We start from the raw sequence: 14934 nt of genomic DNA, 5'->3' as shown, positions 1-14934 counted from the left end.
CAAACACGCCATGTTTTCGAAGGTCTGTGGCAGGAAAATGCACGCCTTGAAACAATTGAAACACAGCTGGCCGATTTTGAAATGGCACTGAAACACTGATATTCTAGACATTCGGAATGAACATGGACTCGGCAACTGATCTAGAAGAAATCGAAAAGGCGCGGGATCTTCTGCGCGACGCGATCGAGTCCTTGAAAGAGGGGTTTGCCCTTTATGACGACGATCGTCGTCTGGTCATGTTCAACCAACGCTATGCCGAGATGAACAAAGGGGTTGCCGACCTGCTGGAACCGGGCCTCGACTGGGAAATCCTGATGCGCGAAACGGCGCGGCGGGGCATCTACGCGGACGCAGTCGGCAATGAACAGCAATGGGTCTCGGACCGGCTGGCCAATGGTATCGACTTCATTCAGGACTTTGAGCTTCTTGAAACGGATGGGCGGACGTTTCTGGTCTCTGTTCATCCAACGAAGTTCGGCGGTTTCGTCGTCACGCGCGAGGATATCACTGAACGAAAACAGGCCGAGGTTGAAGAGCGCGATGGGGATCTACTGATCCGCAAGGTGCTGGATGCCAGCTCTGCCGTCGTCACCATGGCGCGCATTGGCGATGGACAGATCCTCTATCGCTCGCCGGCGGCGTTGCAGTTGTTCGGCCCTTCGAAGTCAGCGCGCGAGCACTATTTGAACCCGGAAGAACGCGCAGATTTCATCACTCTGCTTTTGGCCGATGGCCGGGTTGAGGACTACAAGCTAGATCTGGTGAACGCAGCGGGCGCGACGTTTCCAGCGTCAATCTCTTCGCAGCTGATCGACTACAAAGGCGAAGAAGTCATCGTCACCAGCATCATCGACCTGACTGTGCAAAAAGAAGCCGATGCGTTGATCCGACAGGTTATGGAGGCCTACCCTGCCGCGATCAACATGACTCATGCAGAAACTGGCAAGGTCTTGTTTGCAACGCCCGAGATCAAAGCGCTGTTTGGCGATGCCGAGAGCTCCAAGTCGTACTATGCCGACCCGACCGAGCGCGAGCGATACTTGAACGACCTGCGAAAAGAAGGTGCGCTGAAGGACCGGCGGATGGAGTTCGTTGACGCGCGTGGGCGCAAATTCTGGGCCGCGGATTCGTCTCGACTTATCGAATTCAATGGCGAGGAAGTCATCGTTTCGAACACGCGTGATCTGACAGACGAACTGGCCATTGAAGCCGAACTAACAAAACAGCGCGAGATGCTTTTCCAGAATGAAAAAATGTCGGCCCTGGGAGAGCTGCTTGCCGGTGTCGCCCATGAGCTTAACAATCCGCTGTCGGTGGTTGTGGGTCATTCGCTGATGTTGAAGGAAGAGATAACAGATCCGGACCTGACAGTCAGAATTGAAAAGATCGGCAACGCCGCGGAACGCTGCGCCAAGATCGTCAAAACATTTCTTGCGATGGCACGGCAGCAACCCAGCAAGATCGAACCCGTCGATGTGCTCACTTTGATCGAAACTGCTGCCGATGTGGCGGGCTATGGCAGCACCTCGGGTGAGATCAATATTTCTCGCGTTGTTCCGCAGGATATGCCACCCATTGCAGGGGACGCAGATCAAATCACGCAGGTTATCATCAACCTGATTATCAACGCGGAACAGGCGATGACATCTTCGGGTGTCGGCGATCGGATCACGTTGTCTGCCGAAACCCGGGCAGACACAAACATGATCGAAATCACAGTCGAGGATAACGGCCCCGGCATCCCCAAAACCATAGCACCGCGGATATACGAGCCCTTCTTCACCACCAAGGAGGTCGGCGATGGCACAGGCATCGGCCTGGCCTTTTGTCACCGCATAATACTGTCCCATGGTGGTCAGATCAGGCTGGAGCAAACTGGAGGCACTGGCACGTGTTTCCGAATTACCCTGCCAATCGCCTCTGACGAAAGCACCCGTTCGGATGACACAAAAGACTCCATTCCAGCCGCATCCAGGCATAGGGCCTTAGTAGTGGATGACGAGGTCGAGGTCGGGGAATTGAATGCCGAGATCCTGCGACGGGAAGGGTTCGAGGTAGACTTCGTGTCCTCGGGTGAAGAGGCGCTGAACCGGCTGCAGATATCGTCATACGATATCTTTCTAAGCGATCTGAACATGCCGGGTGTCGATGGGCGAAAGATTTTTGAAGCGTTGAAAACGCGCTTCCCCGAGATGCTGAAGAAAACCGCTTATATCACCGGTGACACGATGGGCGAAAGCTCTTTGGGTTTACTGAAGGAATCCGGCCTACCCTATCTTGAAAAACCCGTATCACCCTCGGAACTCCGGACACTTGTCGGGCAGTTGCTTGCAGACCAGAAGGACTTGTCAGATGAATAGTCAGCAATGCCACATTCTGGTGTGCGACGATGAAATCGACGTGCGTGAGATGTTGCAAGAATATCTGGGCAAACGCGGGTATCAGGTCTCAACTGCCTCTGGCGGCGAAGAACTGCGCGCGATTGTTGCAGATGTGCCGGTCGACCTGATGATCATGGATATCAACATGCCCAACGAGGACGGCTTGTCCATCCTCAGATCTCTGCGACCAGATAACATGACGCCAGTCATCATGCTGACGGCAGCCGGCGACGTTGTAGACCGGATTGTCGGGCTTGAGATGGGCGCAGATGATTACCTGGGCAAACCGGTCGACCTTCGGGAACTTGAAGCCCGGATCAAGGCCATTTTACGTCGCGAAGCCCTGACTGACAAACCCTCGGCGGGTTCGACTGACGCCGAACAGGCCGCATTTGGACATTATGTACTGGATAAAGAGGCCGCCAAACTTCTGGCCGAAGATGGGTCAGAAGTTCCGTTGACGGCCATGGAATACAGGTTGCTCAAGGTTTTCGCGGAAAACAAAGGGCGTGTTCTGAACCGTGACCAACTACTTGAACATGCGCATGATCGGTCCTGGGACCCGTTTGATCGCAGTATCGACATCCGTATTTCCAGGTTGCGCCGAAAACTGGAGACAAACCCCGAAAAGCCCCAGATCATCCGGACCGTACGCGGGATCGGGTATGTCTATGATCCCAAATAGACTGCGCAGATTTTGACAAAACCTACGGCGAAACCACAGACAACCTTGGAGTCCAAGCGTCTGGCGGGTCATTGCCGTCATTAGGTTCGGCGCAAGCTCAGTTACCTTACTGGATTGAGACCGGCTGCCACACGCCATCACTATCGGACGATTTGAGTGCAGCCGAGATGAATGCCATCCCCAGCAAACCATCACTCAGCTCAGGCAATAGATCTTGGCGATCTTGATCTTTTCGGATCAGCGCCGCTGCGTCCTTGTAAATCGTCGCAAACCCTTCCAGGTAGCCTTCAGGGTGACCGGGCGGAATGCGGGTGGCCGCGCGCGCGGTTTCTGATGTCGCCGCCGACCCTCTGGTCAGAACCTGAGTTGGTTCACCAAAGCGGCTAAAGTACAGATGGTTGGGGTGTTCCTGTGACCATTCCAACCCGCCCTTGTCGCCATAGACCCGAAGTCGCAGCCCGTTTTCATTTCCCACAGCCACCTGACTGACCCACAGCATGCCTCGCACACCATTGCCATAGCGCAGAAGGATATGGGCGTTGTCGTCCACTTGCCTGCCCGGCACCATGCTTGAAAGGTCCGCCGCCAGATGTGAGGGCACTTCACCCGACACGAAATACGCCAGATTGAAAGCGTGTGTGCCGATATCGCCGATCGCCCCAGCACCCGACCGTGCAGGGTCCGTGCGCCAGTCGGCCTGTTTGTTGTCGGCATCCGCCGGTTCGGTCAGCCAGTCCTGCGCGTATTCGACCTGCACCAGCCGCAACTTACCCAACTCACCCACCTGCACCATCTCACGTGCCTGCCGGATCATCGGATAGCCGGTGTAATTGTGCGTCAGGATGAAATGGGCGGATGACGCCTCGGCTGCGGCCTTGATGCGCGCGGCATCCTCAGCAGTGGCGGAAAGAGGTTTGTCGCAAATGACGTGGATCCCCGCTTCAAGAAACGCAATCGCCGGATCGGCATGCATATGGTTGGGCGTCACAATCGCTACGGCGTCGATACCGTCGTCGCGCGCTGCCTCGGCCTGTGCCATCTGACGAAAATCTGCATAACTCCGATCAAGCCCCAGCTCTTGCGCCGAGGCCGCCGCGCGCTGCGGGTCGGAAGACAGCGCACCGGCCACCAGCTGCCACTGCCCATCCAGCCGGGCGGCAATTCGGTGTACGGCTCCGATAAAGGCGCCTTTTCCGCCGCCGACCATGCCCAGTTTCAATGGTGTCATTGGCCCAACCCCAGCATGGATCGGATCATGGCCTGATCCACTTCGCCGCCTGCGAAATCGTCAAAGGCCTTGTCCGTGGTTTCAATGATATGACGCGCGATGAAGGGCGCGCCCTCGGCAGCGCCCTGCTCGGGCGATTTTAGACAGCATTCCCATTCCAGAACAGCCCAGCTGTCATATCCATATTGCGTCAGCTTCGAGAAAATCGCCCCAAAATCTACCTGCCCGTCGCCAAGGCTGCGGAACCGCCCCGCCCGGTTGGTCCAGCTTTGATAACCGGAATAGACACCTTGGCGACCGGTCGGGTTGAACTCGGCATCCTTGACGTGGAAAGCACAGATGCGCTCGTGATAGAGGTCGATGAACTCTAGATAGTCCATCTGCTGCAACAGGAAATGCGAGGGATCGTAGTTGATCTGGCAGGCCTCGTGCCCGTTCACCGCATCCAGAAACATCTCGAAGGTGGCTCCGTCGAAGACGTCCTCGCCAGGGTGAATTTCAAATCCGATGGCAACGCCCTGTTCTGCATAGGCGTCAAAGATCGGACGCCAGCGACGGGCAAGCTCGGAAAAGGCTTCTTCAATTAGACCTTGGGGGCGCTGCGGCCAAGGGTAAAGATAGGGAAAGGCCAGTGATCCGGTAAAACTTACCGTTGTGTCCAGCCCCAAGCGCCGGGCCGCATTGGCAGCTTTCTTCACCTGGTCCACAGCCCAATCCTGCCGCGCTTTTGGGTCGCCATGCATGTTTTGGGGCGCGAAGGCGTCGAAAGCTGGATCATAAGCCGGGTGAACGGCAACCAGCTGGCCTTGCAAATGGGTCGACAGTTCACTTATCTCAACCCCTGCGTCGCGGCAGGTGCCAAGTATTTCGTCGCAATAGGTCTGACTGTCCGCCGCCTTGTCCAAGTCGAACAGCCGCCCATCAAAGGTCGGGATCTGCACTGCCTTGTACCCCAGACCGGCCGCCCATTCCGCAATCGACCCCAGCGAATTAAACGGCGCGGCATCATCCGCAAACTGCGCAAGAAACAGTCCTGGCCCTTTGATTGCACCCGACATCACAGACTCCCTTTCAAATTCCGAATACCGGGGCCTCAAGCAGCCCCGGTGAATTCACTCAGTTATTTGCCACCCCAGCGTTCAGGGTAGCCGGGCATGTCTTCACACCCGCAGGCTGCGTAGTGCAGCGGAGGCATGGAGGGGTTCACAAAATCGCCGAGATTGTCGCTGGTGATCGCCGGTTGTGGCAGGTTCCATTCCGGCCCAGGAATGGCCTCGCCATCCAAAACTTTCAGAGCTGCCAGGATAGGCGTGCGCCACTGATAAGTCGGGTAGGTCGGAGCAATGGTGTTCAGGCCAATCTCCTGCCATTTCTGTAGGAAATCCTGCTGATCCTCGCCGGTTACGATCGGAACCTCCAAGCCCATATCTTCGAAGGCTTCGATAGCGGCGACTGAAGTGGCACCAGCGTCCATCCAAACTGCGCCCAATTGGGTTCCGCGCTGGATATAATCCTCGACAATCGCCTTGGTCTTGGCACGGTCGCCATCGGTGAACTCGGCCCCTACGATATTTAACCCAGCCTCTTCCATGATGCGCTTGGCCGCGGAATAGCGGGTTTCCAGCACATCCACGCCGGGCAGGATGCGCAACATCAGTACGTCCGAGCCTTCGGGTGCGTTGGCGGCGATGAACTCGCCCGATTGAATGCCGAAACCATACCCGCCGACCGGTTTGATAAACGTCACGGGACAATCCGTGTTTACGCCGCGGTCAAACACGATGACCGGCAATTGCGCGCAGGCTTTTTCCACAGCGGGGGTCAGGGCTGCTGTCGTGTTGGGGGACACGATCAAGGCGTCACAAGTTCCGCCAGCCAGCAAATCTTCGATATCGGCGATCTGTTTGTCATCCGAGCCTTCCGCATCGGTCACAACGAAGTCCGCAATGTTGTCGTGCCGCTCGACCTCGGCCTGCATTGTATTCCAACCAACTACGCGCCAAGGATTGTTGACGCCCGCGTTCGAAAAACAAATCGTATGAGGGCCGTCTTTCTTGTACGCCGACGTATCAGCCATCACGTCGCCATAGTACTGCAACCAGGGTGTTTCAGCCTCGCCGTTGGCGGCAGCCCCCAGCATGTCCTTTTGTTTGGCGAACTCCACCGGGTCATCGAAATTCTGTGCTTGCGCGGGAAGCGCTACCACCAAAGCCGCCAAGGCTGTCGCTGTAAACTTGTTGATCATTTTGTTTTCCTCCTCTGAAAAGTTTCGGGCGCCTATCCCCCTGATCGGCGTCGTCGGTATCCGGCGATCACCACCGCCGAGATCAAAATCAGACCCTGAACCACGTCCCGGATCGGCTTAGGGAAGCCCAGAATGTTGAGCAGCGTAAACATCGCCTGCAATACCAGCGCACCCGCGATCGTTGCCCCGACAGTGCCGCGCCCGCCTAGCAATTGCGCACCGCCGATCACAGCAGCGGTAATGGCCTGCAGCTCCAGCCCGACACCCACATCTGTGGACACCCCCGCAAAGCCGCCAAGAAGGATCCCGGCGATAACAGCCGAGACCGAAGATACGACAAAAGCGATGATCCTGGTCTCGGTAAGCGGGACGCCCGCCAGCAATGCAGCCTTTGGGTTGTCGCCCATCGCAATCAGACGCTTGCCGTAATTGGTGCGATGCATCAGCCACCACATACCGGCACAGACAATGACCATAACGATGACCGCCACCGGAAGAATCTTGATCAGCGGCACATCCTTGATCAAATACCGGCCGAAGAACCTAAAGTTCTCTGGCAGATAACCGCGAGGAGCCCCACCTGACCATGTCAGAGCGACACCGCTGAGCGTGATCATCATCCCCAGAGTAGCGATAATCGATGGCACTTTGAGCCACGACACCACGAGCGCGTTCGCCGTTCCGACAATCACACCTACACCCAGCATGACCAGGACAACCCACCACGTCGCGCTAGCGTCGCCATCCAGCAGAATGGAACTGCCGATCACGGTCAAAGTCACCAACGCCCCTGCCGACAGGTCGAATCCGCCCGAATTGATGACGTACAATTGCCCAACGGCCAAAATTGCGATCGGAGCGGCCCGTTTGAGAAAATTCATATACCCGGTAGGCTGCAGGAAATACGGCGACAGGATCGCAATCGCCACAAACAAAAGTGCCAGTACCAGAAAGACGGGATTGATCTGCTTTAGCCGTTCGATCACGCCTCGATCCTCCGGCTCCGCACTGCATAGACGGCAACAGCCGCCACAATGATGATCCCGCGCAGGATCTGTTTCGCGAAGGCATCGACACCGGCAATGTTGAAAATCGAGTCGATCAGCGAGAAAATCATCACCCCCATCAGGGTGCCCCAAACACCTCCGCGCCCACCTGAAAGCGCCGTGCCGCCGATCACCACCACAGCGATGGACTCCAGATCATATACCCCGTCCCGCCCAATCCACGGCGCGCCCGAACGCAACCGACTGGCCAGATACAACCCCGCAATGGTGGCGCAGACCGAGCAGATCACATGCGCCATGATGACCACGCGGGTTGTCCGCATACCCGCCAATTTGGCGGCGTCCGGATTGCCTCCAACTGAATAGATATTCGACCCGGCGCGGGTAAAGCGCAGAAACAACCAAGCGGCCACGGTCAGCGCGATCAGAAAGATCAAACTGATCGATATTCCCCCGACTTGCCCATAGGCAAAGACCTGGAACTCTTCTGGCACCTCGCCGGCAAAATTGTTGAACGTGGCGCTCAGAAGGCCCTGCAGGACGAGCGCCATGCCAAGAGTAGCGATCAGTGGGTTGACTTCGAACTGGGTGATTACCAGCCCGTTGATCAACCCGACCACAACACCCACAGCCAAAACGGCGGCAATCGCTGGCAGCATCATCGAAGGATCGCCCGACATGATTGATGACGCCAGAACGGCAGATACCGAGATTAAGTTCGCTACACTCAGATCAATTGACGCGATCAATATGGCAAAGGTCTGGCCCACTGCCGTGATCCCAAGGGCAATTGAGCGCCCCAACAGACCAAGAAGGTTTTCAACCGTCAGGAATTGGGTCTGGCCTGTCAGCACGGCCACGATGACATAGACAGCGATCGCGGCCATCAGCAGCAAGAATGGCGCAAAAGCCATGAGATTTCTTGAGCCCGCAGGTTTCATGAGGTTTCAAGTCCCAAATGCGCTTCAGTTGCTGCATGCATGACCTCAGTCTCACTGGCGCCATATCCAAATTCGGCCACGATTTTACCGTCGCTCATCACCAGAACCCGGTCCGATATGCCTAGAACCTCGGGCAAGTCAGACGAGATTGCCATAACTGCCGCGCCGTCTTGTGCCAAACTGCGCATCTGAGCATAGATGACGGCCTTGGTGTTGACGTCGATCCCTCTGGTCGGTTCAACAAAGATCAGGACTTTTGGAGCCAAGGACAGCCAGCGGGCAACGATGGCCTTTTGCTGATTACCGCCGGACAAAGACTGAATCTCGACCTCGTAATTCGCAGCTCGCAGGTCAAAGGAGTCAAACAGCTTATCCATCTGATCCAGTGTCGCAATCGGCGTATTGTTCGGCGCGCCCAAGGGGTTGGAAAACGCGCGTGCCGAGATCATTCCGTTGTCCCGAACCGATTGCATCAGCATGAGCCCCTCGGCCTTGCGATCACCTGGCAACATGGCGATGCCCGCCTTGGCGGCCTTGCGCGGGCTTGTCAGCGAAACCGGTTGCCCTTCGACCGACACTGTGCCGGTCTCAAAGGGTTCTGCGCCAAACAAGGCCAACGCCAATGCAGTGCGACCTGCCCCCTGAACACCTGCGAATCCGGTGATCTGACCTGCACACAGTTCAAGATCAATGTCGAACAAGCGCGCGTTACCCCCACCGTGCACGGTCAGAACCGGGGCGCCGACCTCGTCCGATGTTGCGGGGTCGGGATAGAAATGCCCGATGTCTCGCCCGACCATAGCTTCTACGATTTGGCCGGTTTCGGGCACATCATCAAACGCGGCAGCTACTTTTCCGTCCTTGATGACGGTCACACGGTCGGCCAGACGCCGAATTTCGCGCATACGATGGGTAATATAGACGATCGAACGCCCCTGCCCCCGCAGGTCTTCGACCAGTTGAAACAGCAAGTCACATTCCGCATCGTTTAGGGCTGCGGTTGGCTCGTCCATGACGATCACTTGCGCGTTCAAGGACAATGCTTTCGCGATTTCAACCATCTGCTGCTGCGCAACGTCCAGATCACTGACCAGCGTGTCGGGTCCAAACCGATGGCGATCTCCAAACAAAGCCAGCACGTTGCGCGTTTCGCGCCGCATCCTCGCGGCGTCCAAAATACCAAACCGGTTGGTTGGTTCGCGACCCAGAAATATATTCTCGGCCACTGTTCTGTCCGGCAGCAGCGAGAACTCCTGATAGATCACACTCACACCCTGGGTGAGCGATTCCAGCGGATGCTGAAACCGAACCTTCCGACCGCGAAGGAATATTTCCCCTTCTTCCGCCTGATAAACACCCGACAGAACTTTCATCAGGGTGGACTTGCCCGCGCCGTTTTCTCCGACCAACGCGTGAACCTCACCAGCCCGAGCCGAAAAACTGACCGAATCCAGTGCTTTGATCCCTGGAAAAACCTTGGTGATCCCTTTCATCTCAAAGATTGCGTCACCGGTCATGCTTGGGCCCAATTCTTACGAATGAACTCAGCACTGTCCCGAAACAACTGCGCATGAGTATCGAACATGGGGCGCCAGATACGCGTAGCCGCAGCAAGTTCCGGCACGCCTGCGCCAAAGGCTTCCATAACGACCCATCCGTCGAACCCGGTCTTTTTCACGGATGAGAAAACCCGCCCAAAATCAATCTGCCCTGTTCCAGGGGTGCCCCGATCATTTTCAGAAATGTGCAGCACGTTGATTTGACCAGCGACTGCAGCGATTGCCCTTGCCTGGTCTTTTTCCTCGATATGTGCGTGAAAGGTATCGTACATGATCCCAAAAGCGGGATGATCGACCATTTTACAGTATTGCGCGGCCTGTTGGGCGGTGTTCAGGAAATGGGTCTCAAACCGGTTGAGCGGCTCAAGCGCCAACCGCATTCCTTGCACTGATGCCTTTTCTGCCATCCGACGATGAGCATCAGCACCGCGTTTCCATTCTTCGGTAGTCGGACCACTGCCGGTGAAGTGGCCGATCGGTGCGTGGAAAGGTCCCCCGATGGTTTGAGCACCCAGTGCGTTGGCGCAATCTACGATCCAGTCCAGATGCTCCAGCCCACGCACGCGGATTTCAGGATCAGCACTGGTGGGGTCCGCATTCGGGTCAGGCGTAATCGCGGTGCATGTTCGCTCCAACCCCAACGCGTCCAATTCGCCGCCCAGCCATTCATAGTGATCAGCTGTTCCTTCGAGCACGGGAATTTCAACACCGTCATACCCTACTTCAGCCGCTAACTGACAGAACTTCAGCTGCGACTGGTCGATAAATCCACCGACACAAAGCAGGTTCACGCCCAGCTTCATTTCCCCTCCCAAGGCAAAATCGCACACCCGTCTCGAATCTTATGTAATCGTTTTCATTTTTAATGTAAAGGATTACATTCTGTCTTTTTCGCTGCTATTACTGGCTGACATGACAAAGAAATCGAACAACAGACCCACGGTTCGGGACGTCGCACGGGTGGCCGGAGTTTCGACGGCTACAGTAAGTCGGGCGCTGCAATCCCCTGATATCGTTTCTAAAAAAACACGGGATGCAGTGTTTGCCGCCGTTTCGGAAACAGGCTACAGCGTCAATACTGCTGCACAGATGCTGCGTCGCAACAGGTCCGGGACTATACTTGTCATCCTCCCGGATATCTCCAACCCCTTCTTCTCGAAAATCCTTTCCGGTATCGAAGAGGTTGCCACCCGCGCAAATTTGACAATTCTGATAGGCAACACAAACGGGGATAGCACGCGCTACGCGAATATCCTCGAAAACCTGCGCAATGGACGCGCGGACGGGGCCTTGATCCTGAACGGGGAAGCGCCCCCAGACGGAATGCTACCCGAAGGCACCCCTGCCGTTTCGATCTCAGAACGCCTGGACGGAACACCTTATCCGCACGTTGGCACGGATAATGAAAGGGCCGCATTCGACGCCACACGGTACTTGATTGAACAAGGTCACCGGAAAATCGCCCATGTCACCGGACCTCAGGACAATACGCTGACCAAAGACAGGCGAGATGGATATGTGAAGGCAATGACCGAAGCGGGGCTGTCAGACCACATTCGCCTCATAGACGGAGGCTTCGTATACTCAGACGGTGAACACGCAGGGCACCACCTGGCAAAAAACTGGCCCGACACGACTGCCGTGTTTTGCGCAAACGACGAATCCGCCATGGGGGTCATACGAAGCCTGCAACAGCACGGCTACTCGGTACCGGATGATATATCCGTCATGGGTTTTGACGACGTCCCTTTCGCTCGCATTTTCCAGCCTGAGTTGACCACAGTGCATCAGGCCCGGAACCTTATTGGACAACGCGCCATGGAAATATTGCTGGAACAACTTGAAAAGAAACCCTTTTCGACCGGCTCGGTCTATTTGGATCACAGGATCGTTTCGCGAAACAGCGTGGCCGGACCGCGAAATTAAAGTACAGCATCAGGACCGTGCCGAAAGTTCAATAGAGCGTCGATGCCGTAAGGGACCAGCATGTCCCAAGGCCAGGACATCATTTGAACCCACAAACCCTGTTCCGCGGGGACGGTATCAGCTTTCCAGCCGCTTACCTGTTTTGCTGTCAAACAAGTGCATATGCTTGGGCGCAACCGAAAACCGCATTTTCGGGTGGTGACCTTCGATAGGGTGGACGCCCGGAAGACTGATCGTGATTGTAGCGCCAGAGTTGGCAAGGAGGCCGTGTAGCAACGTGTTTGCGCCCAACGGCTCTGCCATTTGTACACTGGTTTCAAAGGGGCCGCTATTGTCAGCAAACAAATGTTCGGGACGGATACCCAGCATTAGGTTGGCATCCGGGCCTTGTGCAGGGCCAATCTCGATATCCCCAACCTTGATCAATCCGTTGTCGCGGTGCGCGTCAAAAATATTCATCGCGGGGCTGCCGATGAATTGCGCTGCAAACAGTGTTTTCGGCGTTTCGTAAACCTCAAGCGGAGTTCCGATCTGCTCGGCCACGCCTGCGTTCATCACGATCATCCGGTCCGCCATTGTCATGGCTTCGACCTGATCATGCGTCACGTACAGGGATGTAATCCCAAGTTTTTCCTGAAGTTCACGGATTTCAAGGCGCATCTGCACGCGCAGCTTGGCGTCCAGATTCGAGAGCGGTTCATCAAACAGAAAAACAGCTGGTTCGCGAACAATGGCCCGACCCATTGCCACCCGTTGACGCTGGCCACCGGACAACTGTCTGGGTTTTCGATCCAACAATGGCTCAAGCTGCAACAGCTTGGCCGCTTCGGTCACTTTCGCATCAATTTGCGTCTTAGGCAGTCCAGCGATCTTCAGCCCATAGCCCATGTTCTGGCGCACCGACATATGCGGATAGAGCGCATAATTCTGGAACACCATCGCGATGTCGCGGTCCATCGGCTCTTTCTCATTGGCGCGCTCATCGCCAATGCGGATTTCGCCCGAAGTAACGGTTTCCAAACCGGCCACCATGCGCAAAAGCGTAGATTTCCCACAGCCCGACGGGCCGACGATCACAATGAACTCTCCGTCGGCAATGTCGATGTCGATGCCGTGGATCACATCCGTGGGACCAAAGCTTTTCTTGACGTCTTGCAGGGTTACAGTTGCCATTTCTTACTTCTCGCTATCGACAAGGCCGCGCACAAACAGCTTTTGCATGGATACGACGACGATGACCGGCGGGATCATCGCCAGTATGGATGTGGCCATGATCGTCGGCCAATGGGCAAAATCATCGCCCGAAGGGAACATCTGCTTGATGCCCATTACAATGGTGTTCATTTCCGGGTCGGTGGTGATAAGCAGCGGCCACAGATATTGGTTCCAGCCATAGATGAACAAGATCACGAACAGCGCCGCGATATTGGTGCGGCTCATGGGCACGACAATATCAATGAAAAACCGCAACGGGCGGGCACCGTCGACACGCGCGGCCTCGGCCAATTCATCGGGAATGGTCAGAAAGAACTGACGGAACAGGAAGGTCGCGGTGGCCGAAGCGATCAGCGGGAAGATCAGCCCCGAATAGCTGTTGAGCATACCAAACCCGGCCACAACCTCGAATGTGGGAACGATCCGCACCTCGACCGGCAGCATGAGGGTGATGAAGATCATCCAGAAAAATGTCTGACGACCGGGAAAGCGGAAGTAAACAATCGCAAAGGCCGACAGCAGCGAGATGATGATCTTACCCACGGCAATGCCGATGGCCATCACCAGACTGTTGAACAGCATCGTCGCCACGGGCACGTTGACGCCTGAAAACAGCGCCGCCTTGTAGTTCACCCAGAACTGGTCCCCTGGCGTCACCGGCATAGGGGGCGACACGATATCAGCCTGCGTGACAGTCGAGGCAACAAAGGCCAGCCAGATCGGAAAGAAGATGATCAGAACGCCCAGGATCATGAAGGCATGGGTCAGCCAGATTCCCGCGCCGCGTTTCTCGACCATTCCGTGTTGTTGGGCGGCCATCAGTAGTGCACCCTCTTTTCCACGTATTTGAACTGGATGACGGTCAGAAGGCCAACTACGACCAACAGGATGACCGACTGGGCCGAGGACGATCCCAGATCTTGCCCCACGAACCCGTCGGAGAAGACCTTGTAGACCAGAATGGTCGTGGCTTGTTGCGGCCCGCCCCCGGTGATCGTGTGGATAACCCCGAAGGTTTCAAAGAACGCATAGACCACATTCACCACCAGCAGGAAAAACGCGGTTGGCGACAGCAATGGCAACACGATGGTGAAAAACCGCCGCCAAAAGCGGGCGCCGTCGATCGCGGCGGCCTCGATCACCGATCTGGGGACCGATTGCAGGGCTGCGAAGAAAAACAGGAAGTTGTAGCTGATACGCCCCCAGGCCGAAGCTACGACGACCAGTCCCATCGCCTCGGTCCCGTTCAGAACGTGGTTCCAATCATAGCCAAGCTGGCCCAGATACCATGAGATCACGCCGACGCGAGTGTTGAACATGAACAGCCACAACACCCCGGCCACAGCAGGCGCGACCGCATAGGGCCAGATCAACAGCGTCCGATAGACGCCCGATCCTTTGATCAGCCGATCCGCCAAAACCGCCAGAAACAGCGCCGGAATCATTGAGCAGAGTGTGACCAGCGTCGAAAACACCGCGGTGGTCACGAAAGACGCACGATAGAACTTGTCGCTGAGCAGGAATTCAAAATTGCCCAATCCAACGAATTGCGAAGATAACCCGAACGGGTCGGGGATAAACAAAGATTGCCAGATCGCCTGACCTGCGGGGTAAAAGAAGAAAACGGCCGAGATGATGACTTGCGGCGCGATCAGTGCTAGTGGCAAAAGCCAGCCGCGAAAGGTGACGCGTTTTTCCATCCTAGAGGCCCATCAGCAAATAAACATGTGGGCCAGGACCGGCCCAC

At 56.1% G+C, this 14934-nt stretch carries 13 protein-coding genes; 3 read left to right on the top strand and 10 right to left on the bottom strand.

The features are described 5' to 3' along the window. The first annotated feature begins 116 nt into the window (after nucleotides 1-116). Together ACR3E7_RS19300 and ACR3E7_RS19295 are read left to right on the top strand one after the other, a co-directional pair. Nucleotides 117-2360, top strand: coding sequence for an ATP-binding protein (locus ACR3E7_RS19300; RefSeq protein WP_480504055.1), 2244 nt, complete (start codon nucleotides 117-119; stop codon nucleotides 2358-2360). Continuing rightward, on the top strand, nucleotides 2353-3066 hold the full coding sequence (locus tag ACR3E7_RS19295; RefSeq protein WP_480504053.1) for a response regulator: 714 nt from the start codon (nucleotides 2353-2355) through the stop codon (nucleotides 3064-3066). The genes ACR3E7_RS19300 and ACR3E7_RS19295 overlap by 8 nt, the downstream gene beginning before the upstream one ends. A 106-nt stretch (nucleotides 3067-3172) precedes the next feature. On the opposite strand, the gene ACR3E7_RS19290 is transcribed toward ACR3E7_RS19295, so the two are convergent. The 7 genes from ACR3E7_RS19290 to ACR3E7_RS19260 form a co-directional block, all read right to left on the bottom strand. Next, nucleotides 3173-4294 carry a Gfo/Idh/MocA family protein gene (locus tag ACR3E7_RS19290; RefSeq protein ID WP_480504051.1) on the bottom strand — a complete coding sequence of 374 codons (1122 nt, stop codon included), beginning with the start codon at nucleotides 4292-4294 and terminating at the stop codon, nucleotides 3173-3175. Continuing rightward, on the bottom strand, nucleotides 4291-5352 hold the full coding sequence (locus tag ACR3E7_RS19285) for a sugar phosphate isomerase/epimerase family protein (protein WP_480504049.1): 1062 nt from the start codon (nucleotides 5350-5352) through the stop codon (nucleotides 4291-4293). The genes ACR3E7_RS19290 and ACR3E7_RS19285 overlap by 4 nt, the downstream gene beginning before the upstream one ends. Before the next feature lie 62 nt (nucleotides 5353-5414). Then, nucleotides 5415-6539, bottom strand: a complete 1125-nt coding sequence (locus tag ACR3E7_RS19280) for a substrate-binding domain-containing protein (RefSeq protein WP_480504047.1) — start codon at nucleotides 6537-6539, stop codon at nucleotides 5415-5417. Nucleotides 6540-6571: 32 nt separating this feature from the next. Next, a complete protein-coding gene (locus tag ACR3E7_RS19275; RefSeq protein ID WP_170783161.1) occupies nucleotides 6572-7525 on the bottom strand; it encodes an ABC transporter permease in 954 nt (317 codons plus the stop codon). Next, nucleotides 7522-8460, bottom strand: a complete 939-nt coding sequence (locus ACR3E7_RS19270) for an ABC transporter permease (RefSeq protein ID WP_480504046.1) — start codon at nucleotides 8458-8460, stop codon at nucleotides 7522-7524. Before ACR3E7_RS19270 ends, ACR3E7_RS19275 begins: the two co-directional genes overlap by 4 nt. 23 nt (nucleotides 8461-8483) lie before the next feature. Beyond that, entirely contained in the window at nucleotides 8484-10004 is a 1521-nt protein-coding gene (locus ACR3E7_RS19265) for a sugar ABC transporter ATP-binding protein (RefSeq protein WP_480504044.1), read from the bottom strand. Then, complete coding sequence (locus ACR3E7_RS19260) at nucleotides 10001-10849, bottom strand: sugar phosphate isomerase/epimerase family protein (RefSeq protein ID WP_480504042.1); 849 nt, start codon at nucleotides 10847-10849, stop codon at nucleotides 10001-10003. The genes ACR3E7_RS19265 and ACR3E7_RS19260 overlap by 4 nt, the downstream gene beginning before the upstream one ends. A gap of 109 nt (nucleotides 10850-10958) precedes the next feature. On the opposite strand from ACR3E7_RS19260, the gene ACR3E7_RS19255 reads away from it, so the two are divergent. Then, nucleotides 10959-11972 (top strand): LacI family DNA-binding transcriptional regulator, encoded by a 1014-nt coding sequence (locus tag ACR3E7_RS19255; RefSeq protein ID WP_170783165.1) that lies wholly within the window; start codon nucleotides 10959-10961, stop codon nucleotides 11970-11972. A gap of 117 nt (nucleotides 11973-12089) precedes the next feature. Here ACR3E7_RS19255 and ACR3E7_RS19250 read toward each other — a convergent pair whose 3' ends face one another. Genes ACR3E7_RS19250 through ugpA form a run of 3 tightly spaced genes read right to left on the bottom strand, consistent with a single transcriptional unit; the run spans nucleotide 12090 to nucleotide 14887 of the window. Then, complete coding sequence (locus ACR3E7_RS19250; protein WP_480504041.1) at nucleotides 12090-13145, bottom strand: sn-glycerol-3-phosphate import ATP-binding protein UgpC; 1056 nt, start codon at nucleotides 13143-13145, stop codon at nucleotides 12090-12092. A 3-nt stretch (nucleotides 13146-13148) separates the two neighbouring features. Then, entirely contained in the window at nucleotides 13149-13985 is an 837-nt protein-coding gene (gene ugpE / locus ACR3E7_RS19245) for a sn-glycerol-3-phosphate ABC transporter permease UgpE (protein ID WP_170789456.1), read from the bottom strand. A gap of 20 nt (nucleotides 13986-14005) precedes the next feature. After that, on the bottom strand, nucleotides 14006-14887 hold the full coding sequence (gene ugpA, locus ACR3E7_RS19240) for a sn-glycerol-3-phosphate ABC transporter permease UgpA (protein WP_170771635.1): 882 nt from the start codon (nucleotides 14885-14887) through the stop codon (nucleotides 14006-14008). Nucleotides 14888-14934 lie beyond the last annotated feature (47 nt).

The organism is Ruegeria sp. BK1 (genome assembly GCF_056535645.1).
Note: the sequence above shows the minus strand (reverse complement) of the source record. Positions and strands in the feature narration are given on the sequence as shown.

Coding starts and splice junctions, on each gene's coding strand:
- ACR3E7_RS19250 (WP_480504041.1), bottom strand. CDS start 13,145: ATGGCAACTGTAACCCTGCAAGACGTCAAGAAAAGCTTTGGTCCCACG.
- ACR3E7_RS19270 (WP_480504046.1), bottom strand. CDS start 8,460: ATGGCTTTTGCGCCATTCTTGCTGCTGATGGCCGCGATCGCTGTCTAT.
- ACR3E7_RS19290 (WP_480504051.1), bottom strand. CDS start 4,294: ATGACACCATTGAAACTGGGCATGGTCGGCGGCGGAAAAGGCGCCTTT.
- ACR3E7_RS19255 (WP_170783165.1), top strand. CDS start 10,959: ATGACAAAGAAATCGAACAACAGACCCACGGTTCGGGACGTCGCACGG.
- ACR3E7_RS19260 (WP_480504042.1), bottom strand. CDS start 10,849: ATGAAGCTGGGCGTGAACCTGCTTTGTGTCGGTGGATTTATCGACCAG.
- ACR3E7_RS19265 (WP_480504044.1), bottom strand. CDS start 10,004: ATGACCGGTGACGCAATCTTTGAGATGAAAGGGATCACCAAGGTTTTT.
- ugpA (WP_170771635.1), bottom strand. CDS start 14,887: ATGGAAAAACGCGTCACCTTTCGCGGCTGGCTTTTGCCACTAGCACTG.
- ACR3E7_RS19295 (WP_480504053.1), top strand. CDS start 2,353: ATGAATAGTCAGCAATGCCACATTCTGGTGTGCGACGATGAAATCGAC.
- ACR3E7_RS19300 (WP_480504055.1), top strand. CDS start 117: ATGAACATGGACTCGGCAACTGATCTAGAAGAAATCGAAAAGGCGCGG.
- ugpE (WP_170789456.1), bottom strand. CDS start 13,985: ATGGTCGAGAAACGCGGCGCGGGAATCTGGCTGACCCATGCCTTCATG.
- ACR3E7_RS19285 (WP_480504049.1), bottom strand. CDS start 5,352: ATGTCGGGTGCAATCAAAGGGCCAGGACTGTTTCTTGCGCAGTTTGCG.
- ACR3E7_RS19280 (WP_480504047.1), bottom strand. CDS start 6,539: ATGATCAACAAGTTTACAGCGACAGCCTTGGCGGCTTTGGTGGTAGCG.